The organism is Vreelandella malpeensis (assembly GCF_020622355.1).
GTDB lineage: Bacteria > Pseudomonadota > Gammaproteobacteria > Pseudomonadales > Halomonadaceae > Vreelandella > Vreelandella malpeensis.
On record NZ_WHVL01000001.1, the window covers coordinates 207,705 to 230,700 of the forward strand.

Below are 22,996 nucleotides of genomic sequence, written 5' to 3' on the forward strand. Positions count from 1 at the left end.
GGCACCCCGCCATCCGGAAAGCGGCCGGAAACGGCGGGAGCATCACTGCAACTTGAGTATTGGCTCGACGAAGCGCTCCGCAATGGCCTGCGGGGAAAGCGCGATCGACACGCTCATGGCTTCCTTCTCACACGGTGGCTCGAGATCCGCCAGTTGGCTTGCCAGCATTGCCTCGCCCTTGAAGAAGTGCCCTTCGCGATTTTCCAGGCGCTGCTTCAGCAGCGCCTGGTCGCCTTCCAAAAACAGGATCTTGAGCGCCGGATCGCCTGCGCGCAGGCAATCCCGATAACGTTTCTTGAGTCCCGAACAGGCGATCACCACGCTCTTGTCCTCGCGTCGGTAATCGGCGAAAAAGCCGCCGAGCGTGGTCAGCCAATCTTGGCGATCACTGTCGTCAAGCGGCGTACCACTGGCCATTTTAGCCACGTTGGCCGGCGGGTGATAGTCGTCCCCATCGATGAAGTCGGCGCCGAGCTCGGTCGCCACCCGCTGCCCTATCAAGGACTTCCCACATCCGGATACGCCCATGACCAGGATCCGATAAGAAGTGGCCGTCATGCGTTTGGTCTCCCAAGCGGTCTACAAGCATTAAGAGTTGAGCATAGGCAACACGCTATGGTGTTGAACAATCAGTAGTGTTAAACAAACAGCAGTGTTACCGGTAACAAGATGCTGAAAAGGCTAACCAGCCATCATTAGGCTGTCAAAGTAAACCGCCCGCCATGCGACTAACGTCTTAGGTATCGGCACAGCAGATATCGTCTTGGCCCCGGTAAGGCGATTACATCGTCTTAAACAAAGGTCGAGTGTCTAAGAAGCGGCGCCTTGATCTACCATGCGCTGTCGATGATGTTACCGATAACATCACGCTTTCGCCCCCTTACTGCCTTTGGAGCCTGCAAATGGACGGATGGACGCAAACAATGTCGGCAGGCCCCTTGCTGGGTATTGCCGCCGTAGCCGTATTGCTGCTGCTGGTAATGATCATCCGACTCAAGGTGCACGCCTTTCTCGCCTTGATCGTGGTCAGTCTGTTGACCGCCCTCGCCACCCGTATCCCTTTCGATGCCATCGTACCGACCCTGGTGCAGAGTTTCGGGGGAACGCTGGGTGCCGTGGCGCTGCTGGTGGGGCTCGGCGCCATGCTCGGCAAACTGGTCGAGTACTCCGGCGGTGCCCGGGTATTGGCGGATCGCATGATCGCGCTGTTCGGCGAGAAACGCGCGCCCTTCGCCCTCGGCGTTGCCTCGCTGCTGATGGGCTTTCCGATCTTCTTCGACGCCGGCCTGATCGTCATGCTGCCGATCATCTTCGCCGTGGCCCGCCGCCTGGGGGGGCCAATTCTTCTCTACGCCATGCCCGCCGCCGCCGCGTTTTCGGTCATGCACGTGTTTCTGCCGCCGCACCCTGGCCCGGTGACCGCCTCGGAATTCTATGAGGCCAACCTGGGACTTCTGATGCTCACCGGCGTCGTGCTGGCCTTTCCGATGTGGTGGATCTCGGGCTACATGTGGGGCAAGTTCGTCGCCAGGCGCTACCCGTTCACCCTGAACAAGGCACTTTTCGGTGAGCTGCAAGAAGAGGAAGTCTTTCATCCGCCCAGCGTGGGCACGGTCATCTTCATTCTCCTGCTGCCGCTTTTGCTGATCTTCATGAACACTGGCCTGGATTTTCTGCGCTCGCTGGGCACGGTGGACGAAAGCCAGGGCTGGTTCCAGCTGATGCGCGCGATCGGCAGCACTCCGGTGGCGCTTCTGATCTCGACGCTGGTCGCCATGCTGGTGTTGGGTCGGCGCCGCGGCGTCGATGGCAGCGCGCTGGAGAAGGTGCTGGACTCGGCGCTGGCGCCGATCTGCTCGGTGGTGTTGATCACTGGCGCCGGCGGCATGTTCGGTGGCGTACTGCGCGCCTCGGGCATCGGTGACGCACTGTCGGACTCGCTGGGCGATCTGGGCCTGCCGGTGATCGTCGCGGCCTACCTGGTGGCGGTCATCATGCGTCTGGCCCAAGGCTCAGCCACCGTCGCGCTGGTCACCGCCGCCGGACTCATGGCGCCGGCGGTGATCGGCGGCGATTTCAGTGCCATGCAGGTGGTGTCGATCACCCTGGCCACGGCGGCGGGCTCGGTCTTCGCTGGTCACGTCAACGACTCAGGCTTCTGGCTGGTCGGCCGGCTTCTGGGCATGGACGTCAAGACCACGCTCAAGACCTGGACAGTGCAGCAGACCCTCGAATCGCTGGTGGGCTTCGCCTTTGCCTACCTGATTTTCGTGCTGTTCTAGCCTTCACGTTTGCAAGGAGATTCCCATGACGCCATCACTGTTCGATCTAAAGGGGCGGCTAGCTCTTGTCACCGGCTCCTCGCGCGGGCTCGGCAATGCCCTTGCCCGGGGCCTGGCCCAGCAGGGCGCGCGCGTCATCCTGCACGGGCGCGACCTGGCTCAGGTCGAGGCGCAGGCCCGCGCCATGGCGGATGAGACCGGCGCGAGCGTCGAGGCGGTAAGCTTCGACGTCACCGATGCCGACGCCGCCCGAGCGGCGGTCGATGCACTGATCGCCCGACACGGTACGCCGGACATCCTGGTCAACAACGCAGGGCTTCAGCGGCGGGCGCCGTTCAACGAGTTCGCCCCAGCCGACTGGGATGCGCTGGTCGCCACCAATTTGTCGAGTCTGTTCTACGTTTCCCAAAGCGTGACGCGCGCCATGGGCGAGCGCGGCTCAGGCAAGGTGGTCAATATCGGTTCGGTGCAATCGAAGCTGGCGCGCGAGACCATCGCGCCCTACTCGGCCACCAAGGGTGCCGTGGCGATGCTCACCCAGGGCATGGCGGCGGATCTGGCGCGCTTCAACATCCAGGTCAACTGCATTTCGCCGGGCTACTTCAAGACCGAGATGAACACCGCCCTGTGGCAGGACCCTGCCTTCAACCAGTGGGTCGAGAAACGCACCCCTGCCCAGCGCTGGGGCCATTTCGACGAGCTGATCGGCACACTGGTCTACCTTTGCTCCGACGCATCGAGCTTCGTTTCCGGACAGAACATTTTCGTCGACGGCGGCATGACCTCGGTCGTGTAGCCACCGCCTGGAGAAACACCCCATGCAAGCACTCGTCATTCACGGCAAGCAGGACCTGCGCGAAGAGACCCTTCCCCTTGCGGAATTGGCCCCGGGCAAGATTCGCCTGCGCATGGCCTTCGGCGGTATCTGCGGGTCGGATCTGCACTACTACCACGAAGGCGCCGTTGGCGCCTTCGTGGTACGCGAACCGCTGGTGCCCGGCCACGAGATGGCCGGCGTGGTCGAGCACGACCCGAGCGGCAAGCTGGCTCCAGGCACGCCGGTGACCCTCCATCCGGCCACCTTCGGCGTCTCCAGGCCCGGACTCGAAGGCAAACCGCACCTGTGGCCGCAGGGCGCGTATCTCGGCTCCGCCTCGACCTGGCCGCACACCCAAGGCGGTATGAGCGAGTACCTGGATGTCGAGCCCGGCATGATCCGGGTGCTGCCCGAGGCGCTTCCACTCGAGCGCGCGGCGCTGGCCGAGCCGCTGGCGGTATCCCTGCACGGTATCGCCGTGGCGGGCGGGGTCGAGGGCCAGCGCGTGCTGGTCTGCGGTGCCGGCCCCATTGGACTCTTGGCAGCCGCGGCAGCGCTTGCCAAGGGCGCGGCAGAGGTGAGCATCATAGACGTGCTCGAAGGTCCTCTGTCGCGCGCCCGGGCGCTGGGGGTCCAGCACACCTACCGGGTAGGCGAAACGCCGCTGCCCGAGGAGGCGTTCGACGTGGTGCTGGAGTGTACCGGCGTACCCGCCTCCATCAACGCGGCCATCGTGGCGGTTCGCCGTGCAGGCGTCATCGCCCAGATCGGCATGATGCCCGCCACGGCGCAGCCGCTGGCCCTGGCACCGCTGATCTCGAAGGAGGTCGAGTTGCGCGGCTGCTTCCGCTTTCATAACGAGATCGACGAAGCCATCGCACTACTGGCGGCGGACAGCCGGTTCGACGACGTCATCACCCACGTGCTGCCGGCAAGCGATGCCCAGAACGCCTTCGCCATCGCCAAGGACTCCGAGGCCTCGGGCAAGGTGCTCATCTCGCTCTGGGCGTGAGCGTCGGCCAGGCGCCTGAAACGCTTCTGGCCGCGCAAGGCGGCCAGAAGTACGCGAGTGTCGTCAGGTAGAATCGCTCGATCGAAATCAAGCGAGTGATGGCGGATCAGCCCTTGAGCTTGGCCGTCATGGTCACTTCGGCTTTGAGCACCTTGGAAACCGGGCAGTTGGCTTTGGCGGTTTCGGCGGCTTCCTGGAAGGCAGCCTCGTCGGCCCCGCTCACGCTCGCCTTGACATCGAGATGGATCTTGGAGATGTCGAACCCTTCCTTGCTTTGAGACAGCGTCACCGTCGCCTGCGTATCGATGGCATCGGCGGTGTAGCCCTTGTCACCCAGAATCATGGAAAGCGCCATCGAGAAGCAGCTAGCGTGAGCGGCACCGATCAGCTCTTCCGGATTGGTGCCCTTCTCGCCCTCGAAGCGCTGCTTGAAGGAGTAGCCGGCATCCAGCACGCCGCTTTCGGTCTTGATGCTGCCCTTGCCATCCTTCAAGCCACCTTCCCAATGCGCATTCGCTTTGCTATCCATGGAACACTCCTGTTGCATTCGTTTGCCTGATTACTCGAAGGGCGCGGGACGCGGTCCCGGTCGCCACCTCCTTCAGCGTAGCGTATTTTCCTCGCAGCGCGAACGGCGCCAGCGCGACCGCCACACGCAAGCGGTTCACCTCAATCGCGCGAGCGACACGTGACGGTGTCGCCCACTCGGATGGTCGCGCCCGCACCGAGATCGAGCGTGGCGTTCTGACCGAAGTGAGCACCCTTGAGCCCGGGCTGGGTGGCCATCTTCACCAGCGTGGCGAGCGGCTCGGCAGGCACGGGAATCACGCCCTCGCACTGATCGACGGTGATGATCTTGCACCGCTTGCAGGGCTTGCGCAGCGTCCAGCGGGCCTCGCCACCGTGAAGCTCGATCGTCTTCCAGGCGTTTTCTTCCCAGGCCGAGGCGCCGTCGATCACTAGGTTGGGGCGAAACCGCGCCATGGGTACCGGCGAATGGCCGCCGGCCTCGAGCGCCTGGTTGAGTGCACCGAGCGAGGCGGTGGTCGTCACGAGAAACGGATAGCCGTCGGCGAAGCGGGTATCCGCGATCTCGCCTTGCATGAAGTCGGCTTCCACGTGGCGCGTGAACCCTTCGGCAAAGCGTACCAGTGTCAAGCCCCTGGCCTGCTCGCCGAGCGCCTCGAGCAGCCAGCCGGATACCTCCCGGCGCTCGGCCAGGGCCTTGCAGTGATCGCTCCACACCGTGACCAGGCGGATCTTGCCCTCAGGTGCCTCAAAAGGAACGTCGATCGAGCCCGCACGCGGATGGGAAAGCACCAGCGCCCGGTCGGTGAGCGCCACTTGGATGCGGGCGAGTGACGGCAGCTGGCGCTGGGTGACGAAGCGCTGATGCTCGTCGACCCACATCCAGTGGCGGTCGTGGGCAAGCCCCTGCGGCGTCAATCGCGCCGCCTCCATGTCGATGCCCTGAAGCGATTTTACCGGGTACAAGGTGAGCTGCTGGATGTTCAAGGAGAATGCTCCGAAGGCGAGGGTCAGGGGCCACTTTAGCGAAATCGGCAGGCGGGCTCCAGCCACCTTGACGAGCCGACCCGGCACCCGCCGGGGGATAGCCACTCGACGCCGGACACGCTACATTGGTCGCGACCACCCCGGGAGCTATCATGTCCGAGCAAGACCCTCTGCACGCGCTCACGCTGGATCACCAGCTCTGCTTCGCGCTCTACTCCACCTCGCTTGCCATGACCAAAGCGTACAAGCCGCTGCTCAAGGAGCTGGGGCTGACCTACCCGCAGTACCTGGCAATGCTGGCGCTGTGGCAGAACGATGGCCTGACGGTGGGCGCGCTCAGCAAACGCCTGCTGACCGACCCGGGCTCGCTCACCCCGTTGCTCAAGCGTCTGGAGCGTGACGGCTTTCTCGAGCGCCGACGGGGCCCTGACGACGAGCGCGTAGTCACGCTCTGCCTGACCCGCAAGGGGTGGGAGCTGCGCACTCGGGCGGCCCACGTTCCCGGCTGCATGATGCAGGCAAGTACTTTTTCGTCCGAGCGGCTGATGGCCTTGAAGAACGAGCTGGTGACGCTACGCGAGCAGCTTCTCAAGACGCCCTGACCCCTGACTCGTAAAATCGTTAGCGCACTTTCGAATTTATATTGCGCGCAAAATAAAGCTGGACTAAGTTTACGCGGTACTCATGATCAACCAAGGAAACTCCATGTCCATCGAAACCATCGCTTACCGCGCCGAAGCCCACGTCACCGGCGGCCGCGAAGGCCAGGCCAAATCTTCCGACGGTGCGCTCGATGTCACGCTCAGCACGCCCAAGAAACTGGGCGGCGCCGGTGGCCAGGGTACCAACCCGGAACAGCTCTTCGCCGCGGGTTACGCCGCCTGCTTTCTGGGTGCGCTCAAGCACGTGGCGAGCCAGGAGAAGGTGACGCTGCCAAAGGACGCCAGTATCGACGCCGCCGTAGGCATCGGTGCGGTGGAGATCGGCTTCGGCATCGAGGTCGAGCTCAAGGTGAGCCTGCCCGGGCTTGCGCGCGAAGAGGCCGAGTCACTGGTGGAGAAGGCCCACACGGTCTGCCCCTACTCCAACGCCACGCGCGGCAACATCGACGTCACGCTGAGCGTCGTCTAGGTCTTGAGCGACCAGGCCACCGCCTTTGCCGCATGCAGGGCGGTGGTATCGAAGAGTGTCACTGTGGTGTGAGACTGGTCGACCAGCAGGGCGATCTCGGTACAGCCGAGAATCACCGCCTGGGCGCCGCGCGCCTCGAGGGTTGCGATGATCTCCAGGTAGCGGGCTCGGGACGCCTCCTTGATCTCGCCGCGACAAAGCTCCTCGAAGATGATCCGATGAACGCTTTCGCGCGCGGCCTCGTCCGGGACGACGACGTCAATGCCGTAGCGCTCTTGAAGGCGCGCCTTGTAGAACGCCTGCTCCATGGTGAAGCGCGTGCCAAGGAGCCCCACCCGGGTGATGCCCTGCGCCTGGCAGCGCTCGGCGGTGGCATCGGCGATGTGCAGAAGCGGAATCCCGATGGCCGCCTCGATGGCGGGCGCGACCTTGTGCATGGTGTTGGTGGCGAGCAGCAGGCAATCAGCGCCGGCGCGCTCGAGCCGCCTAGCCGCCTCGGCGAGCAGCTCTCCGGCCCGCGTCCAGTCGCCGGCACGCTGCAGCGCTTCGATCTTGGCAAAATCGACGCTGATCAAGACGACGGAAGCGGAATGCAGCCCTCCAAGCGCCTGGTTGACCCCTTCGTTCAACGCCTGATAGTAGCTCTGGGTCGACTCCCAGCTCATACCGCCTAGTACACCGATCGTTCGCATCTGGCTCCGCTCCTGTCCATTTGAACCTTTACTCATGTATCGACCCAACATACGCCCCTTGCAGGCGGTTTTCATTAGCCCCATTGATAGCTTGACGCTACGTTATAGAAGACCTTTGATCGATGTTTGTCACCACAAGGAGAGAGCACGATGAGCGATACCTATACACCGCCGCGAGTATGGGAGTGGGAGCCGGGTAACGGCGGCAAGTTCGCCAGCATCAACCGGCCGACGGCGGGCGCGACCCACGAGAAGGAGCGTCCGGTGGGCAAGCACCCGCTACAGCTCTATTCGCTGGCTACCCCCAACGGCGTTAAGGTCACCATTCTGCTCGAGGAGCTCCTGGAAAAGGGCATCACGGGTGCCGAGTACGACGCCCACCTGATCCAGATCGGCGAGGGCGACCAGTTCGGCAGCGGCTTCGTCGAAGTGAACCCCAACTCGAAGATTCCAGCGTTGATGGATCACAGTGTCACCCCGCCCCAGCGGGTGTTCGAGTCCGGCGCGATCCTTCTGTACCTGGCCGAGAAGTTCGACGCCTTCCTGCCGACGGATTCGGCCAAACGCACCGAAACCCTCTCCTGGCTCTTCTGGCAGATGGGCAGCGCGCCGATACTGGGTGGCGGCTTCGGCCACTTCTACGCCTACGCGCCGGAAAAGTACCAGTACCCCATCGACCGCTACACCATGGAAGTGAAGCGCCAGCTCGACGTGCTTGACCGGCACCTGGCGAACAACCGCTACATGGCCGGCGACGAGTACACCATCGCCGACATGGCGATCTACCCGTGGTACGGCGCCCTGGTCAAGAACCGCGTCTACGAGGCGGCGGAGTTCCTGCAGGCGCACACCTACGAGAACGTGATCCGCTGGGCCGAGGAGCTCGACGAGCGCCCCGCGGTCAAGCGCGGCCGCATGGTCAACAAGACCTGGGGCGACGAGAGCGAGCAGCTTCCCGAGCGCCACGATGCCAGCGACTTCGACAAGCTCTAAAGCCAGCGATAGCGGGTATCACCCACGACGCAAGACGGCCCCCGAGGGGGCCGTCTTGCGTCTCGAGCGGGGTCAGAATTGATAGCGAACGTTCGCGGTAACGCTGCGCCGGTCGCCGTAGCCACAATCACCCCCATCGTAGCGGCACCAGCTCACGTACTCTTCGTCGGTAAAGTTCTTGATATCCACCGAGAAGTCCCAGTCGGCGAGCGTGTAGCCGACCATCGCGTCATACAGCGTGCTGGACGGCACCACCGGGGCTTCGGTGGCCCCCACGGTGTCGCCCACGTAGCGTACGCCGGCACCGACGCGCCAGTTCGTTCCCATGTAGAGTCGGTTCCACCAGGAGACCTGCTCCTCGGCCACGAAAGGTAGCCGCAGGCCGGTGGCCGCGTTGGTGGCATCGAGGTGGGTATAAGCCAGTTGGGTTTCGAAGGAGTGCCAGCGCTTGTTCACTTGGAGTTCGAAACCATCCACTTGGGCACCTACCTGCTGCACCCCACCCGGCGTCAGTCCGTCGCTGATGCGATTCTCCTGAGTGATGTCGAAGTAGGCCGCACTCACCGCCAGCGTCTGGTCCGGCGAGACATACTTGAAGCCCACCTCGTTTTGATCACCGGTGGTCGGCTTGAGCGGGCTCGGATCGTCCGTGCCGTCGCTTCCCAGGTTCATGGCGAACGCTTCGGAGTAACTCACGTAGGGCGAGAACCCGTTCTCGAAGCGGTACATCAGCCCAAGACGTCCGGTGGTCTGCGCCTCGTCACTGACCGTATCGGGGCCATCCACCGCGAGGGTACGGTTTTCGGCCCAGTCACGTCGAAGCCCAGCGGAGAGCACCACCGGCCCGAACTCGACATGATCCGCCAGGTACACGCCTACCTGCTCGATATCGTTGTCGGGCCGGTCGCGCGGGTCGAGCGCGTCGAGGCGAAGATTACCGTAGCGTGGATCATAGATATTGATCGGTCCGCCTCCGCCGGCCACGGAGGAGTAATTGTCTTCGGACCAGCGGGCATCCTGGCGATCGATACCCGCCAGCAGGGTGTGCTCGGTAGCGCCCAGGCTGAACGACCCCATGAGCCGCGCATCCAGGTTGAGAATGCGGGTCTGGTTGTCGGCGGTGAAGATCGTGCGATTTACCTCGCCGTTCGGGCCGGGCACACTCGGGATGTCCACCCAATGTTCGCGAGTTTCGGTGCTGGATTCTGTATAGCGCGCGGTAGCGGAAAACGCCCAGTCATCAGTCAGTGTCTGGTCGAAGAACAGCGTGGTTTCGGTCTTCTCGCGATCATAGCGATCCCAGCCGGGCTCCCCCACAAACCGCTGAGAGCCGATGAACCCTTGGGAGCCCGGTTCCAGGGTGCCTATCTGGGGAAGAAACTGAGCCGATACCTGACCCTTGTTCTCTTGGCGATTGATCAGCAGTGTGAGCTGGGTCTCGTCACTGGGCCGCCAGGTAAACGAGGGCGCGAGCAGGTAGCCATCGTCGTCGACGTGGTCCACCTGGGTGCCGCTGTCTCGGGCGAGCGCCACCAGACGGTAGAGGAACTGCCCCTCTTCGTCGGCGGCACCGGTCACGTCCACCGCGAGCTGCTGACGATCGAAGGAGCCGACCTGGGCCCAGACCTCGCCACGCTGCTCAGCCTGGGGCAATTTGGAGACGCCGTTGATGATGCCGCCCAGATCCGCCTGGCCATACAGCATGGACGATGGCCCGCGCAGCACCTCGACGCTTTCCAGCGCGTAGGGATTGGTGCGCACCGTGTTATAGGAGCCGTAGACCTGTCGCAGGCCGTCCAGGTAGCGCCCGGCATCCAGCCCGCGTACCTTGGCGCTATCCGTTCGAGTATCGAAGCCGAAGTTGCCCGCATGCACGCCGGGCGTATACAGCAGCGTATCCTGGATACTCTTGGCACCGGTGTCCTGAATGAACTCCTGGTCGATGACCGACATGCTGAACGGCTGCTCGGCGATCGGCACTGCCAGCTTGCCTACCCCGGCTTCGCGTTCGGCGTCGATATAGCCGTAGACACCGGATGCCTCGGCGGTCACCTGAACGGTATCGAGAGCGACGTCATCGTCGGCACGGGCGGTTGACTGGGCGATTGCCGGAGTGGCAAGCGCGTGAGAGGCGATGATGATCGCCGAGGCAAGCCGATGCTTGCCTTGAAAGCCGTCTGGCATGAAAGTATCCCGAGCAAAGGTATCGACTGATAATGGTAGTAATTATTATTCGCAAGGGAATATAAAAGGGAGGTGTCAGTCTGTCAATGTCACCGCTCAATCGCTTGCACCGGCCCGCGCAGTTGACCGGGATGTCAACGATGCTTTTCCCACCATTCGGCGTAGGAGCTGTTTTCGGGAGCGCGACCGCCTTCGTCCGGCGCGCCGTCGTTCCACCACACCGGGCCACGCTCGCCCAGCGCCTCCTTGGCGCGCTGAACCTCGCTGCGCGCCTTTTTGAGCGCCGCGTCGTCGTTCTGCTGCTTGGCGCTCTTGACCGCGCGGCGCGCCTTCATCAAGGCGTTGACCTGCGCCTGCTCCTCGTCGTCATCGAGGCGCGGATCGGTGCAGCGCCAGAGCCGGTTCTTGGCCACGAAGTAGCGCCCGTCCGGCGTGGTAGGGTAACGGTTCTTGCCTGTCATCAGAAGCGCTTGGTGAGCGTCATCGCGCCCACGGTATCGTGGCTGTCCTGGCCGTCGAACTCGCGAGTGCGCTTGAGCGCAGCGTAGGTCACCTGCCACTCGCCGAAGCCGAGGGCAAGGCCAACGGAGGCATCCGCGACCCACTCCTTGCGATCTACCGAGTGGCTCGAGGAGAAGACGTTGCCATCGAGAGTCAGGTTGTGCGCCATGTAGTAGCCGTCCACGTTGGCGAACAGGTACCACTGGACGCCATGGGTGGCGTCGAACTGGCCGCGCCTGCCCGGGTTGGGCGTCAGCGTCGGCACGCCGCTGGCGTCGTCGCCCCAGCGCACGCTGTAGCCGGTGCTGGCGTAGGTGTAGAGATTGCCCAGCGCTACACCTACACTCGGCCCGTGGGCGAACTGCTTGCCGGCCAGGGGCGTATCGATCCACCACTGGCGGCGCCAGTTGAGGTTGGCGATCGGCTCGTCGCCAAGCTGGTTGTCCCAGCCGCGCGGGCGGTCACTTCCGGTGATGCGATGCACCTCGCGCTGGATGCTGTCCGCCAGCGACGACGGCCCGACCAGCCCCACGTCCAGGTGCAGATCGGTCGCCTGGGTCACATTCTGGGTGATTGGCGCGTCCTCGTAGAGCGACAGACCGACGAACACCAGGCCCGCGTAGGGGCGATCGTCCTTGATCAGCGCGGGCTCCTCGATGTTGTCCGGCGTGTAGATCTGGTGCACCAGGCGAAAGCTCGCCTGGTTCGCCCGGCCGATGATCGCATCGGGCAAGGAGGTCGCAAGCCTTTGAGTCCAGCTCTCGTCGCCCGGGGCGTAGCGGTAGTTGAGCTCGAAGCCGCTGGTGAAGTGGCCGTCGTCGCTACTGGCCATGCCGTCGTTCTCGACCTTGACCGAAAATGCGCTGTCGTCGGCGAAGGCCAGCGGTGCCAGAAGCATCATCGAGGCGGCGATGGCCAGGGGTTTCCACCGGGCGGCAGAAGAGTCGTTCATGTCTCTTTCCTTGAGGGGGGTATCGTTCGAAGCCAGTATAGCCGCTTTATAAACGTTTTTGGCTGTATGTAAACAACAAATATTTAGCAGGCATACTTTCCTCGCGCGACGCTCAGCGCTCGAGCTTCAGCCAGTGCGGAGTGATCTCGTGCTGGCCGCGCTCGTCGGTGACGAACAGCGCACCATCGCTGATCATGATGGCCCACTCGATCGCCCGGGGCAGGTCCTGCGCCACGGTCTCGAGCGCTGCCTGAGGCAGGCTCGCCACGTGCAAGTTCTTGAGCGAGGCCACCGCCGGCAGCACCTTCGCCTCCCAGATATCCGTGCGCCCGTAAGCCAGCAGCGATACCCGCTCGGCGCGCCGCGAGCACCAGGTCAGCCGGTCGGCATCCGGCAGACCCACCTCGATCCAGTGCAGAACGCGGCCATCCAGGCTCTTCTCCCACAACGCCGGTTCGTCCACGTCTGAAAGCCCGCGCCCGAAGGCGAGCGCCTCGCTGTACCAGAGCACGAAGGCCAGCAGCCGCGCGCAGAGCCGCTCCTCGGTTTCCGAAGGGTGGCGCGCGACGGTAAAGCGCAGCGTTTCATACACGTTGCGATCCAGGTCTGTCAGGTTCACATCCACTTTGTAGGGGGTCGCGCTTAATGCCATTTCCATCATCCGCTTGATTTTTCGCTAGTGTAACGGATTTGGCCGGCCCACGGGCTAACCCGTTCGTAGATCGCGCAGCAGCGTCGCGCTCTTCAGCGTATCGCGCTCGTGGCTCTCCTCCCGCCAGGGCTCTGCCAGCGCCTGCTCGTACCACGCTTGCAGCGCCGGCACCTGCAAGAGCCGTTTGACGTAATCCCGAGAAGTGTCGCTGAGCGGAAGATCGAAGGTCTGGATGCGAAACGCCACCGGGGCGAAGAACGCATCCACGGCGCCGAACGCGCGGCCGGCCAAGAACGGCCCGTCGAAACGCTCGAGTCCCTGCTGCCAGAGGGCATCCAGACGCGAAAGGTCGCACTTGAGTGCATTCGAGAGCGAATTGAGGCGAACCCGCACGCCGCAGTTCATCGGGCACTCCTGGCGCAGCGCGGTGAAGCCACTGTGCATTTCGGCGCAGGCCGAGCGCGCCCAGGCTCTTGCCGAGCGCGCTTTTGGCCATACATCGTCGCAGCACTCGGCCAGGTATTCGATGATCGCCAGCGAGTCCCATACGGCGGCCTGTACATCGCCATCGACCTCGACCAGGCAGGGCACCAGCCCCGAAGGCGAGAAGCGCAGGAAGGTATCGTGGCTTGCGCCACTTCCGCCCTCGAAGGGCATGAGGCGCTCGTTGAAGGGAATCTCCAGCGCCGTCATCAGCACCCAGGGCCGCAGCGACCAGGAGGAGTAGTTCTTGTTGGCGATATAGAGATCGAACATCGAGGTTTCCCCTGACCTTAAAGAAAATGTGACCGAGGAGCACCACCTACCGGAAATCGGGCTTGCGCTTCTCCACGAACGCGCTCATGCCCTCTTTCTGCTCGTCGCCGGCAAAGCAGAACGCAAACAGGCTGGTCTCGAGCGCCAAGGCGCTGTCGAGATCCTGATCCTGGCCATCATGGACCGCCTGCTTGGCAGCGCGAACCGCCTGGCGGCCGTTGCCCTGAAGCTGCTCTTTGAGCGTCTCGGCGTAGGCGGCTAGCTCGGCCTGGGGCATCACCTGGTTGACCAGCCCGATGCGCAGTGCTTCTTGGGCATCGATCTTGCGCCCGGTAGTGACGAGATCGAGCGCCATGGCCGGACCGACCCGGCGCGGCAGGCGCTGAGTACCGCCGAAACCGGGAATCACGCCAAGCAGTACCTCCGGCTGGCCGAACACCGCGTTGTCGCTGGCCACCGCCCAGTCGCAGGCCAGCGCCAGCTCGCAGCCGCCGCCCAGGCAGAACCCGTTGACCAGCGCCACTACCGGCACCGGAAGCTGCTCCAGGCGCTTGATGGTACGCAGCGCCTGGGCGGCGAAGGCACGCGCCTGCTCCGGCGTCTTGTCGCGCATCTCGGTGATATCCGCTCCGGCCACGAAGGCTTTCTCGCCGGCGCCGGTGACGAGCACCGCGCGAAGATCCGCCTGCCCTTCGAGGTCGGCCAGGTGACTCTCCAGTGCCGCGAGCACGTCGCTGTTCAAGGCGTTGAGCGCCTTGGGCCGCTGGAGGGTCAGCGTCACCACGCCGGCGTCGTCGGTTCGCTTGATCACTGCATCGCTCATGAGGGACTCCTTTATCGTTGTAACCCTGTTGTCGTTGTAACGGGACGTTATGGCTGGAGGAAGAAATCGTCAAGGCACTGGGTGCCCGCCTCGATCACCGCGCGCTGGGAACGTCCCACGGGCAGCCATTGGGTCAGGGCGTAGCGGGCGCTGGCGAGCTTGGCGCGGTAGAAAGGATCCTGCCCCTCGGCGCGGTGGGCCTTGAGCGCCGCCTCGCCCATCTGCCAGGCGCACAGCACGTGGCCGGCCAGGCTCAGAAACGGCGTGGCATAGGCCTGGATGGCATCATTGCCGCGCGCAGGGTCCGCCCCCTGCGCCAGCACCTGCGCCATGGCCGCGCGCAGATCCGCCGCGCCGGCGTCGAGCGCGGCGCCGAGGGCCGCCAGGGCGGGCTCGTCGCGAAGCGCTCGGGCGGTCTGCTCGGCATGCTCGATCAAGCGTGTAAGGGCCGCGCCCTGGTCGCGCTGCAGCTTGCGTCCGGCCAGGTCCAGCGCCTGGATGCCGTTGGTGCCTTCGTAGATCGGGGCGATGCGCGCGTCGCGCAAAAGCTGGGCCGCCCCGGTCTCCTCCACGTAGCCCATCCCGCCGTGCACCTGAATGCCCAGGGAGGCGATCTCGACGGCCTGATCGGTGGAGAACCCCTTGACCACGGGAATCAGCACATCGACCAGCGCCTGGGCGGCATCGCGCTCTTGCGGCTCACCGTGGCGGGCAATATCGAGCTGGCCGGCGCAGTAGAGCGCCAGCGAGCGCAGCGCGTCGGTGCGCGCGCGCATGGACAGCAGCATGCGCTTGACGTCGAGGTGCTCGGCGATGGTGGCGGGTGCCCCGCCCCGGGCCTTGGAGAGGCGCCCCTGCACGCGCTCGCGTGCATAGGCCGCGGCGTGCTGGCAGGCGCGCTCGGCAACGCCGATGCCCTGGATACCGACCTTGTGGCGCGCCTCGTTCATCATGGTGAACATGTGGTTGAGACCGCGCCCTTGTTCGCCGACCAGATAGCCGACCGCCCCGCCCTGCTCGCCGAAGCTCAGCGTGCAGGTGGGCGAGCCGTGAATGCCCAGCTTGTGCTCGAGGGAGGCGCAGACCACGTCGTTGCGCTCGCCGAGCGCGCCGCTGTCGTCGACCAGGAATTTGGGCACCAGAAACAGCGAGATCCCCTTGTTGCCCTCAGCAGCCTCGGGCGTGCGCGCCAGCACCAGATGGACGATGTTCTCGGCGGCGTCGTGCTCGCCCCAGGTGATGTAGATCTTCTGGCCGGAAATACGGTAGTGATCGCCCTCGGGAACGGCCCGGGTACGCACCTGGGAGAGATCCGAGCCGGCCTGGGGCTCAGTAAGGTTCATGGTACCGGTCCAGCGTCCTTCGACCAGCGCCGGGAGGTAGGTGGCCTTTAGCTCGAAGCTGCCGTGATGGGCCAGCGCCTCGATGGCGCCGGCGGTGAGCATGGGGCACAGCCCAAGCGCCATGTTGGCGCCGTGGAGCATCTCCTGAACGGCGCTCGCCACCACTTCCGGCAGGTTCTGTCCACCCAGCGTTTCACTCACGCCGATGCCGTTCCAGCCACCTTCGACGTAGGCGCGGTAGGCGGCGGCGAAGCCCTCCGGCGTTGTGACGCTGCCATCGGCGTGACGCTTGGCGCCCTGCTGATCGCCGACGCGGTTCAAGGGCCCCCAGACATCACCGGCGAGCTTCGCGGCTTCCTCGAGCACTGCCTCGACCAGTTCCGGCGTGGTCTCTTCGAAAGCGGGCAGCGAGAGCGAGGTGTGACCCAGCACCTCTTCGAGAACGAAACGCAGATCGCGTACCGGCGCGGCATAATCCTTCATGGCATCCCCCTGGTCTGAACTGAGTGACGAGATCAACGCGTCATCGGTATCGGGGCATGGTAATCAAACGTGCGTTTGCACACCATTCGTCCAAGGTATCACGGTGGGCTCAGTGGCGGCGAATGTCGACACCTTCGGCATCGTCGTAGTAGGTGATGTGAGTCTCGTCCTCGGCAGGCGGGCCAACCACGGGCTCGGCCACTTCGACCTCCGGCACCACGTTGGAGAGATCCTCCAGATGCTCGTGCTCCAGCGCCCCCTGTACCAGCTCCTCGGTGACCACGAGTTCGGCACCGGCGGCGGACATGGGCATGGTCGCCGTGAACGGCGCCACCGGCATCGGCGCCGGGCGCACGCTGCGCCGCCAGCCAAAGAACAGCAAGAAGAACAGGCTCAGCGCCCCGAAGGACCAGAACAGCCCCGCATCGCCAACCGCAGTCATCACCGGCGAGATCAGCAGCGGGCTGATCGTCGCGCCGATGGAGTTGATCAACAAGAGCCCCTGACTCATGCGCACCAGCGCCCCCGCCGGCGCCCGGTCGGCGGCGTGGCTAACGGCCACCGGGTAGAGGGCGAAGACCCCGCCGCCGAGCAAGAACAGCAGCACCGCCAGCATCCCGAAGGAGAGCGGCAGCGTCAGCATGGCAGCGGAGATCACGATGCAGAACGCGCTGATGCCGATCAGCACCATCTGCCGGTCGTGGCGGTCGGACCAGCGTCCGATCGGGTACTGCAGCAGCATCGCGCCGAGGATCACCACGGCCATCATCTGCCCCACCTGGCTGACGCTCATGCCGATGCGCTGCAGATAGAGCGGCAGCAGCGAGTAGGCGGCGGCGACCACCATGCCGGAGCCCAGGCTGCCAATCACCCCGGTAGGCGTCATGGTGATCAAACGGTGCGGCGGCAAGGGCTCGGCGTGTTCGAGAAGCGGCGACACGCGGGGAATCATCGCCATGGGCAGCACGGAGAGCGAGGCGAGCAGGCCGACCACCATGAACGGCGCGGTCGCGCCCATGGCGTCGAGCGTGCCCAGCAGCAGTTGCCCTAGAACCCCGGCGGCGTAGAGCGCGATCATGTAGAGCGCCAGCAGCCGGCCGCGCACCTTCTGGTCGCCCGCGGTCAGAAGCCAGCTTTCGATGACCAGGTAAACGCCGACCGTCGCCCAGCCGCCGATCAGGCGCAGCACGAACCATGCCCAGGGGTCGAAGAACAGCCCCTGCAGCAGCACCGTGACCGCCACCAGCGAGGCGAAGCTTCCGTAGGCGCGAATATGGCCGATGCGCAGCAGCAAACGGTCGTTGACCATCGCCCCGAGCGCCAGGCCGATGAAGTAGGCCGAGGAGACGACCCCGATCAGCGTGGCGGACTCGCCGGCGGCGTCCAGGCGCAGGGTGATCAGCGTGGCCAGAAAGCCGTTGCCGATGCCGAGAATGAAAAGCCCCAATAATGGCGCGAGCGCCATAGCCAAGAGTTGCCGCGACATGCCTACCTCACCTTTAACCGCCGATTGTTGAAACGAACGCCACACCGTTTTTCATGCCGGCACAGCTTCGAGGCAACCAAACGGGCGCGCAATTATTGCGCCCGGCGCCCCAAAGTCAACGCTTTTCGCCCAAGCGCCCCGGCACTTGGTGTTTTCGTCATCCAAAGCGCCTCTGGACAGCAATATCCTCTAGCGCGAGCGGCGCGATTAACTGACACGCGGTGACCGGCTTGGCGTATCATCGAGGTTTTCACCAAGACCGCCGATACAAAGGATCACGCATGCTCTCAGGCCTGGACCATCTCGTTGTAACCGTGACCGACATGGGGCGCGCTGTGGATTTCTACTCCCGCGTGCTGGGGCTGGACGTTCGCTACCGTGACGCCCAGCGAGTGGATCTGCTGCTCGGAGACACTGCCCTTCGCCTGCACCAGACCGATACCGACATCGCACCGGTTTCCGCCACCCCTACCCCGGGCAGTCTCGATCTCTGCCTGCGCTGCCAGCTGCCGCTGGCGGAGTTTCTGACCCACCTCGAGGCGCTGGCGGTGCCCGTCGAGCTCGGCCCCGTCGAGCGCCAGGGCGCCACGGGGCCGATCGAATCGCTCTACCTGCGCGACCCGGACGGCAACCTGCTGGAGATCTGCCGGCCGCTTTCGCGCTGAGTCTTCGGGTGGTGCCATGGCCCGGGCGGCGCTATCATGGCCGCCTTCGACGCCGCCGCGGGCGGTCAACCTGCCAAAGGAGCGTGTATGCGCCACAACGCTGATGAAGCGCCCATCGAGGGTGAAATCGTGGACGAGCGCGTCGATGAACGCGCCCCGGCCGCCGGCCCCGACACCACGGTGGCGCTGGTGGTCTACGCCCTTTTCCTGGCCAACTTCGTGACCGGTTTTACCATCATCGTCGGCGTGATCGTCTCTTACGTCTACCATGGCAACGGCCCGCGCTGGCTCGACGAGCACTACCGCTACCAGATCCGCACCTTCTGGATCGGCCTGCTCTACTTGAGTATCGCCTCGCTGCTCACGCTCGTGCTGATCGGTTTCCCGCTGCTGCTGGCGCTGGCGGCGTGGTTCATCGTGCGCTGCGTCAAGGGCTTCAAGGGCATTCAGGAGAAGCGCGCGCCGACCAACGTGGATAGCTGGTTGCTGTAAGCCATGGCCGGTTCTCGTTCCTCTCGACTGCAAAGCTTCCAGGCCCGCGCCATCGGCACACTATGGCGGTTTCTTTCCGGCTGGTCGCTGAAGGCGCTGTGGTGCGTCGCGCGCCGCCTGGGGCCGCTGGTCCATCTTCTCAGCCGCCGCGAGCGCGAGGTGACCGACACCAACCTCGCCGTGGTCTACCCGGACATGCCCGCCGACGAGCGCCGCTCGCTCGCCCGCCAGAGCCTTTGCCACTCGGCGGCCACCATGCTCGAACTCGGCCACGCCTGGATCGCCTCGCCGGCCAGGGTCGAGGCGCACATCCTGGCGGTCTACGGGCGCGACAAGCTCGACGACGCCCGCGCCCAAGGGCGCGGCGTGATCGTGCTGGCACCGCATTTCGGCAACTGGGAGGTGCTCAATTTCTGGCTGTCGAGCCATTTTCCCTTCACCGCCATGTACGAGCCGCCCAAGATCGCCGATCTCGAACCCATCATCCGCCACGGCCGCGAGCGCATGGGGGCAAGTCTCGTGCCCACCAACTCGCGCGGCGTGGCGGCGCTTCTGAAAGCCCTCAAGCGCTCTGAGGCGATCGGCATCCTGCCGGATCAGGAGCCGGACTGGGGCAGCGGCGTGTTCGCGCCGTTCTTCGACCGCCCGGCCTACACCGCCACGCTTCTACCCAAGCTGGTCGCCCGCACCCAGGCGCGGGTGGTGACCGGCGTGGCGCTGCGCGTGCCGGGCAAGGGGTTCGTGATCCATTTCCTCGACGCCGACGAGCGGGTCTACAGCGAGGACGACGTGACTTCCGCCACCGGCGTCAACGTCAGCGTCGAGGCGTCGATCGCCCTCGACCCGGCGCAGTACCAGTGGGAGTACAAGCGCTATCGCAAGGTGGTCGAGGAAGCCGAAGGCGTGGCCAACGCAAACGATTATCGGCTCTATTGACTCTGTTTCGCTGGCCCTGTCTCGCTGACCCTGTTTCGCTGCCCCTGCCTCGCCTTTCGACATCGCGCGTCGCGCCCGCTAGTTCTCGTCGCTGGAACGGGCGTAGACGTCGTCCAGGCGCTCGATGTCGTCCTCGCCCAGATAGCTTCCCGACTGCACCTCGATCAGCTCCAGCGGTATCTTGCCGGGATTCTCGAGCCGGTGTTGCGCGCCGATGGGAATGTAGGTGGACTGGTTCTCGCTGACCAGAAAGGTGCGCTCCTCGATGGTGACCCGGGCGGTGCCGCTGACCACCACCCAGTGCTCCGCCCGGTGATGATGGCGCTGCAGCGAAAGCCGCCCGCCGGGCGTCACGGTGATGTGTTTCACCTGGTAGCGCTCGCCGCTGTCCATCGACTGGAAGCTGCCCCAGGGCCTGTGCACCTGGGCGGCGCTGTGCGCCTCCTCCCGCCCGGCCAGGGCAAGCTGTGCGACCAGCCCCTTGACCTGCTGGGCATGTTCACGCCGGGTCACCAGCACGCTATCCGGCGTTTCCACCACCACCAGATCCTCCACCCCGTGGGTCGCGACCAGCCGGTGGCGGGCGATGACCAGCGAGTCGCAGGTGTCGCTGAGCACGACATCGCCGTCGACCACGTTACCCGCTGCGTCCGGTGCCTTGGCCGCCCAGAGCGCATCGAAACTGCCGATATCGCTCCAGCCCGCGTCCAGGGGAACGACCGCGGCATGGCGACACTGCTCCATCACCGCGTAGTCGATCGACTCGCTCGGACACTCGGCAAACGCCGCCTCGCTCAGGCGCAAAAAATCCAGATCGCGATGGGCGCCCTCTATCGCCGCCCGGCAGGCCATCAGGATATCCGGGCGCAGCCGCTCGAGCTCCTCGAGGTAGTGCGAGGCGCGCAGCAGGAACATGCCGCTGTTCCAGAGCGTGTCGCCTTGGGCCACGAGCGCCGCCGCCCGGTCGGCGTCCGGCTTCTCGATGAAGCTCGCCAGCCGATAGCCCCCCTCGAGAGCCTCGCCGCAGCGGATGTAGCCGTAGCCGGTCTCCGCTCGCGTCGGCACCACGCCGAAGGTGACCAGGTAGCCTTGCTCGGCCAGCGCCTGCGCGCGGGCAACGCTTTCGACGAAAGCCGCCTCGTCCTCGATTTCGTGGTCGGCGGGCAGTACCAGCAGCAAGGGATCGGCCTCGTCGCGGCCTGCCAGCAGCGCCGCGCAGGCGATCGCCGGTGCCGTGTTGCGGCCCTCGGGCTCGAGCACCAGGGTGCCGGCGCGATCGATCTCGCGCAGCTGCTCGGCCATCAGGAAGCGGTGGGCGTGATGCCCCATCAACAGCGGCGTCTCGCTCTCGAGCCCGTCCAGTCGCGTGAGGGTTCGCTGCAGCAGGCTGAGCGACGAGGTCAGTCGCAAGAACTGCTTGGGGCTCTGTTCGCGCGAGAGCGGCCAGAGCCGCGTTCCACTTCCACCGCTGAGTATCACTGGTAACATCGGCCTCATCCTCGGTCAGTCATTCGTCGCACCGAAATCCTCGCGCAGCCAGTGGCGCAGCTCGCTCATCCTGGGCACATCGTCGAGCCTGTCGAGCCGCGGCAGCGTGCCATCCACGAACCCCCGAGCACGAAAGGCATCGAGCAGCATCGGGTCGCGGCTCATGATATGCACCGGCACCGCAGCGCTGGCCCCTTCGCCGGTGATCAACGGGGCGGCCTGATGATCGCCCATCACGATCAGCAGGGTGTCGTCGCCTACCGCCCGTTCGGCGAAGCGTCCGGTCACCTTGACCGAGTAATCCACCGACCAGCCGTAGTGATCACGAATGCGCTCAAGGTCCTGCCAGAGTACCTCCGGCGGGTCGCTGGCGTTCTCCCAGGGCGCGTAGATCGCGCCGTTGCCGATCATCGACCAGTTCTCCAGCACCGGCAGGATCGGCGTCCAGGGGGCGTGGCTCGAGATCAGCGTGATCTGGGCGAACAGGGGCGGGCCATCGAGGTAGTGCCTGTGCACGTAGTCGAGGGTGAACTGGTCAGGCATGGTCACCCAGTTGAGCCGCGGGCCGGCGTAGGGAATGTCGCGCGCCGCACGTATCTCGTCAAAACCATAGGCGATGCCTTCGGGCCAGGCCAGAGTGATCGCCGGCATCACCGAGAGCGAGCGCTGGCCCGTGGCGTGAAAGTCGTCCACCAGGGTGGCGCGGTTGCTGTCGAGCATCAGACGATACCAGAGCGGGTTGTCGATCCAGCGCCCGCTCAGAACGGTGGCATGGGCGAGCCAGGACTGGCCGCCACGAATCGGTGCCTCGAGCAGTCCAGAGACGACGCCGATGCCGCGCGCCGCCAGACGTTCGTCCATCTCGGCCAGCGTTTCGAGCAAAAGATCGCGGTAGCGTGGGTCGTCGATCGCCGAGACGCCATAGGATTCGATGAAGGTGATCAGGACGTTGCGCCCCTCGAGACCCGAGAGCGCCCTCGCCTCGAGCGGCGAATCTGCCAGTTGCTTCTCGAAGCTCTGCCGCGCCCGGTGCGTGACCATCACCTGCTCGACCTGAAAGCGCAGGGTAGCGACCATGGGCAGTGCCGATTTCGCCAGCAGCCGGTGGCCGCTGTACTCGAGCACGGCAAGTGCCAGGGCGCCGGTGGTCAGCACCACAGCGAACTGTCCCGGCAAGCGGCGCGGCGAGTAGGCGCGCCGTGGGCACAGCAACATGGCGATGAGTACCATCGCGGCGAGCATCGAAAACCCCGCCAGAGCCATTATGAAAACTCCCGCCAACTGGCCTACATTACCTACTAGCAGATCATGGACCGAGCGCAGCAGTGGTAGATCGAGATACAGATTGAGCGAGCGACCGAACGCGGTATGCGTGGCGGCATCGCCCAGGTTGGCAGCGCTGACGAGCCCCGCCAGGAGCGTCACCAGCCCGACCAGCAAACGGCGCAGCCCCCCGCCGGGAACGAGCAGCAACAGTGGCGCGAGCACCCAGGCTTCCAGGGCGATCATCGGTACACCGAGGTCGCCGTTGCGCCACCAGAGCGGAGCGACGAGCAGCACGTTGAGAGACAAGGCGGCGATCAGAAGGCGGAACATGAATACCCTGGGAGCATGAAGAAACCTTCTGAGAACAAGGTGGCAATGTCGGGTGTTCGATGCAGCGTGGAGCAGCACAACATTAGACGCGGCAATGCCACTATAGTAGTTTTGCAGCGAGGCAAGGAGTGCTCGAACCCGCGCTTGGCGGGTTAACTATAGTCAGAATCGTCGGCCTTGAAATAGCCATACCCTGA

Annotated in this window: 23 protein-coding genes; 9 read left to right on the top strand and 14 right to left on the bottom strand. The window is 64.8% G+C overall.

Translation table 11 applies throughout. The annotated features are described in order from the left end of the window. Positions 1 to 42: 42 nt before the first annotated feature. Positions 43 to 558, bottom strand: coding sequence for a gluconokinase (locus tag GEV37_RS00940; RefSeq protein ID WP_227388295.1), 516 nt, complete (start codon positions 556 to 558; stop codon positions 43 to 45). A gap of 365 nt (positions 559 to 923) precedes the next feature. Between GEV37_RS00940 and GEV37_RS00945 the strand changes: the two genes are divergently transcribed. Genes GEV37_RS00945 through GEV37_RS00955 form a run of 3 tightly spaced genes read left to right on the top strand, consistent with a single transcriptional unit; the run spans position 924 to position 4,111 of the window. Further along, positions 924 to 2,282, top strand: a complete 1,359-nt coding sequence (locus tag GEV37_RS00945; RefSeq protein ID WP_227388296.1) for a GntP family permease — start codon at positions 924 to 926, stop codon at positions 2,280 to 2,282. 25 nt (positions 2,283 to 2,307) lie between these two features. After that, complete coding sequence (locus tag GEV37_RS00950) at positions 2,308 to 3,078, top strand: glucose 1-dehydrogenase (RefSeq protein ID WP_227388297.1); 771 nt, start codon at positions 2,308 to 2,310, stop codon at positions 3,076 to 3,078. 22 nt (positions 3,079 to 3,100) lie between these two features. Continuing rightward, positions 3,101 to 4,111, top strand: a complete 1,011-nt coding sequence (locus GEV37_RS00955) for a zinc-binding dehydrogenase (protein ID WP_227388298.1) — start codon at positions 3,101 to 3,103, stop codon at positions 4,109 to 4,111. A gap of 106 nt (positions 4,112 to 4,217) precedes the next feature. Here the strand turns inward: GEV37_RS00955 and GEV37_RS00960 are convergent, their stop codons facing one another. Together GEV37_RS00960 and GEV37_RS00965 are read right to left on the bottom strand one after the other, a co-directional pair. Continuing rightward, positions 4,218 to 4,640, bottom strand: a complete 423-nt coding sequence (locus tag GEV37_RS00960) for an OsmC family protein (protein WP_227388299.1) — start codon at positions 4,638 to 4,640, stop codon at positions 4,218 to 4,220. A 140-nt stretch (positions 4,641 to 4,780) separates the two neighbouring features. Next, a complete protein-coding gene (locus GEV37_RS00965) occupies positions 4,781 to 5,731 on the bottom strand; it encodes an MOSC domain-containing protein (protein ID WP_338035095.1) in 951 nt (316 codons plus the stop codon). 47 nt (positions 5,732 to 5,778) lie between these two features. Here GEV37_RS00965 and GEV37_RS00970 point away from each other — a divergent pair, with 47 nt between their 5' ends. Together GEV37_RS00970 and GEV37_RS00975 are read left to right on the top strand one after the other, a co-directional pair. Further along, positions 5,779 to 6,228, top strand: coding sequence for a MarR family winged helix-turn-helix transcriptional regulator (locus GEV37_RS00970; protein WP_227388300.1), 450 nt, complete (start codon positions 5,779 to 5,781; stop codon positions 6,226 to 6,228). A gap of 103 nt (positions 6,229 to 6,331) precedes the next feature. After that, positions 6,332 to 6,757: an organic hydroperoxide resistance protein gene (locus GEV37_RS00975; RefSeq protein WP_264477645.1), complete on the top strand. Its 426-nt coding sequence runs from the start codon at positions 6,332 to 6,334 to the stop codon at positions 6,755 to 6,757. Here the strand turns inward: GEV37_RS00975 and GEV37_RS00980 are convergent. Next, the gene (locus GEV37_RS00980; protein ID WP_227388301.1) at positions 6,754 to 7,449 is read right to left on the bottom strand and encodes an aspartate/glutamate racemase family protein; all 696 of its coding nucleotides are present in this window, start codon (positions 7,447 to 7,449) and stop codon (positions 6,754 to 6,756) included. The two genes, GEV37_RS00975 and GEV37_RS00980, sit on opposite strands and share 4 nt — an antisense overlap. Before the next feature lie 150 nt (positions 7,450 to 7,599). On the opposite strand from GEV37_RS00980, the gene yghU reads away from it, so the two are divergent. Next, on the top strand, positions 7,600 to 8,442 hold the full coding sequence (gene yghU / locus GEV37_RS00985; RefSeq protein WP_227388302.1) for a glutathione-dependent disulfide-bond oxidoreductase: 843 nt from the start codon (positions 7,600 to 7,602) through the stop codon (positions 8,440 to 8,442). Between the two features lie 72 nt (positions 8,443 to 8,514). Here yghU and GEV37_RS00990 read toward each other — a convergent pair whose 3' ends face one another. From GEV37_RS00990 to GEV37_RS01025, 8 genes are all read right to left on the bottom strand, one after another. Further along, positions 8,515 to 10,626, bottom strand: a complete 2,112-nt coding sequence (locus tag GEV37_RS00990; RefSeq protein WP_227388303.1) for a TonB-dependent siderophore receptor — start codon at positions 10,624 to 10,626, stop codon at positions 8,515 to 8,517. Between the two features lie 134 nt (positions 10,627 to 10,760). Further along, a complete protein-coding gene (locus GEV37_RS00995; protein WP_227388304.1) occupies positions 10,761 to 11,087 on the bottom strand; it encodes a hypothetical protein in 327 nt (108 codons plus the stop codon). Further along, entirely contained in the window at positions 11,087 to 12,079 is a 993-nt protein-coding gene (locus GEV37_RS01000) for a lipid A deacylase LpxR family protein (RefSeq protein WP_227388305.1), read from the bottom strand. The genes GEV37_RS00995 and GEV37_RS01000 overlap by 1 nt, the downstream gene beginning before the upstream one ends. Positions 12,080 to 12,191: 112 nt before the next feature. Continuing rightward, complete coding sequence (locus GEV37_RS01005; protein WP_227388306.1) at positions 12,192 to 12,731, bottom strand: YaeQ family protein; 540 nt, start codon at positions 12,729 to 12,731, stop codon at positions 12,192 to 12,194. 54 nt (positions 12,732 to 12,785) lie between these two features. Beyond that, the gene (locus GEV37_RS01010; protein ID WP_227388307.1) at positions 12,786 to 13,487 is read right to left on the bottom strand and encodes a glutathione S-transferase family protein; all 702 of its coding nucleotides are present in this window, start codon (positions 13,485 to 13,487) and stop codon (positions 12,786 to 12,788) included. A gap of 46 nt (positions 13,488 to 13,533) precedes the next feature. Continuing rightward, positions 13,534 to 14,310 carry an enoyl-CoA hydratase-related protein gene (locus GEV37_RS01015; protein ID WP_227388308.1) on the bottom strand — a complete coding sequence of 259 codons (777 nt, stop codon included), beginning with the start codon at positions 14,308 to 14,310 and terminating at the stop codon, positions 13,534 to 13,536. Between the two features lie 47 nt (positions 14,311 to 14,357). Further along, entirely contained in the window at positions 14,358 to 16,136 is a 1,779-nt protein-coding gene (locus GEV37_RS01020; protein WP_227388309.1) for an acyl-CoA dehydrogenase, read from the bottom strand. A gap of 109 nt (positions 16,137 to 16,245) precedes the next feature. Next, complete coding sequence (locus GEV37_RS01025; protein WP_227388310.1) at positions 16,246 to 17,622, bottom strand: MFS transporter; 1,377 nt, start codon at positions 17,620 to 17,622, stop codon at positions 16,246 to 16,248. Between the two features lie 281 nt (positions 17,623 to 17,903). Between GEV37_RS01025 and GEV37_RS01030 the strand changes: the two genes are divergently transcribed. The 3 genes from GEV37_RS01030 to GEV37_RS01040 all read left to right on the top strand — a co-directional run bounded on the left by GEV37_RS01030 (position 17,904) and on the right by GEV37_RS01040 (position 19,715). Further along, entirely contained in the window at positions 17,904 to 18,287 is a 384-nt protein-coding gene (locus GEV37_RS01030; protein WP_227388311.1) for a VOC family protein, read from the top strand. An 87-nt stretch (positions 18,288 to 18,374) separates the two neighbouring features. Next, positions 18,375 to 18,779 carry a DUF4870 family protein gene (locus tag GEV37_RS01035; RefSeq protein WP_227388312.1) on the top strand — a complete coding sequence of 135 codons (405 nt, stop codon included), beginning with the start codon at positions 18,375 to 18,377 and terminating at the stop codon, positions 18,777 to 18,779. Between the two features lie 3 nt (positions 18,780 to 18,782). Next, positions 18,783 to 19,715, top strand: a complete 933-nt coding sequence (locus tag GEV37_RS01040) for a lysophospholipid acyltransferase family protein (protein WP_227388313.1) — start codon at positions 18,783 to 18,785, stop codon at positions 19,713 to 19,715. Between the two features lie 78 nt (positions 19,716 to 19,793). On the opposite strand, the gene GEV37_RS01045 is transcribed toward GEV37_RS01040, so the two are convergent. Both GEV37_RS01045 and GEV37_RS01050 read right to left on the bottom strand, forming a co-directional pair. After that, a complete protein-coding gene (locus GEV37_RS01045) occupies positions 19,794 to 21,203 on the bottom strand; it encodes a mannose-1-phosphate guanylyltransferase/mannose-6-phosphate isomerase (RefSeq protein WP_227388314.1) in 1,410 nt (469 codons plus the stop codon). A 15-nt stretch (positions 21,204 to 21,218) separates the two neighbouring features. Then, positions 21,219 to 22,799, bottom strand: a complete 1,581-nt coding sequence (locus GEV37_RS01050; RefSeq protein ID WP_227388315.1) for an alkaline phosphatase family protein — start codon at positions 22,797 to 22,799, stop codon at positions 21,219 to 21,221. Positions 22,800 to 22,996: the final 197 nt, after the last annotated feature.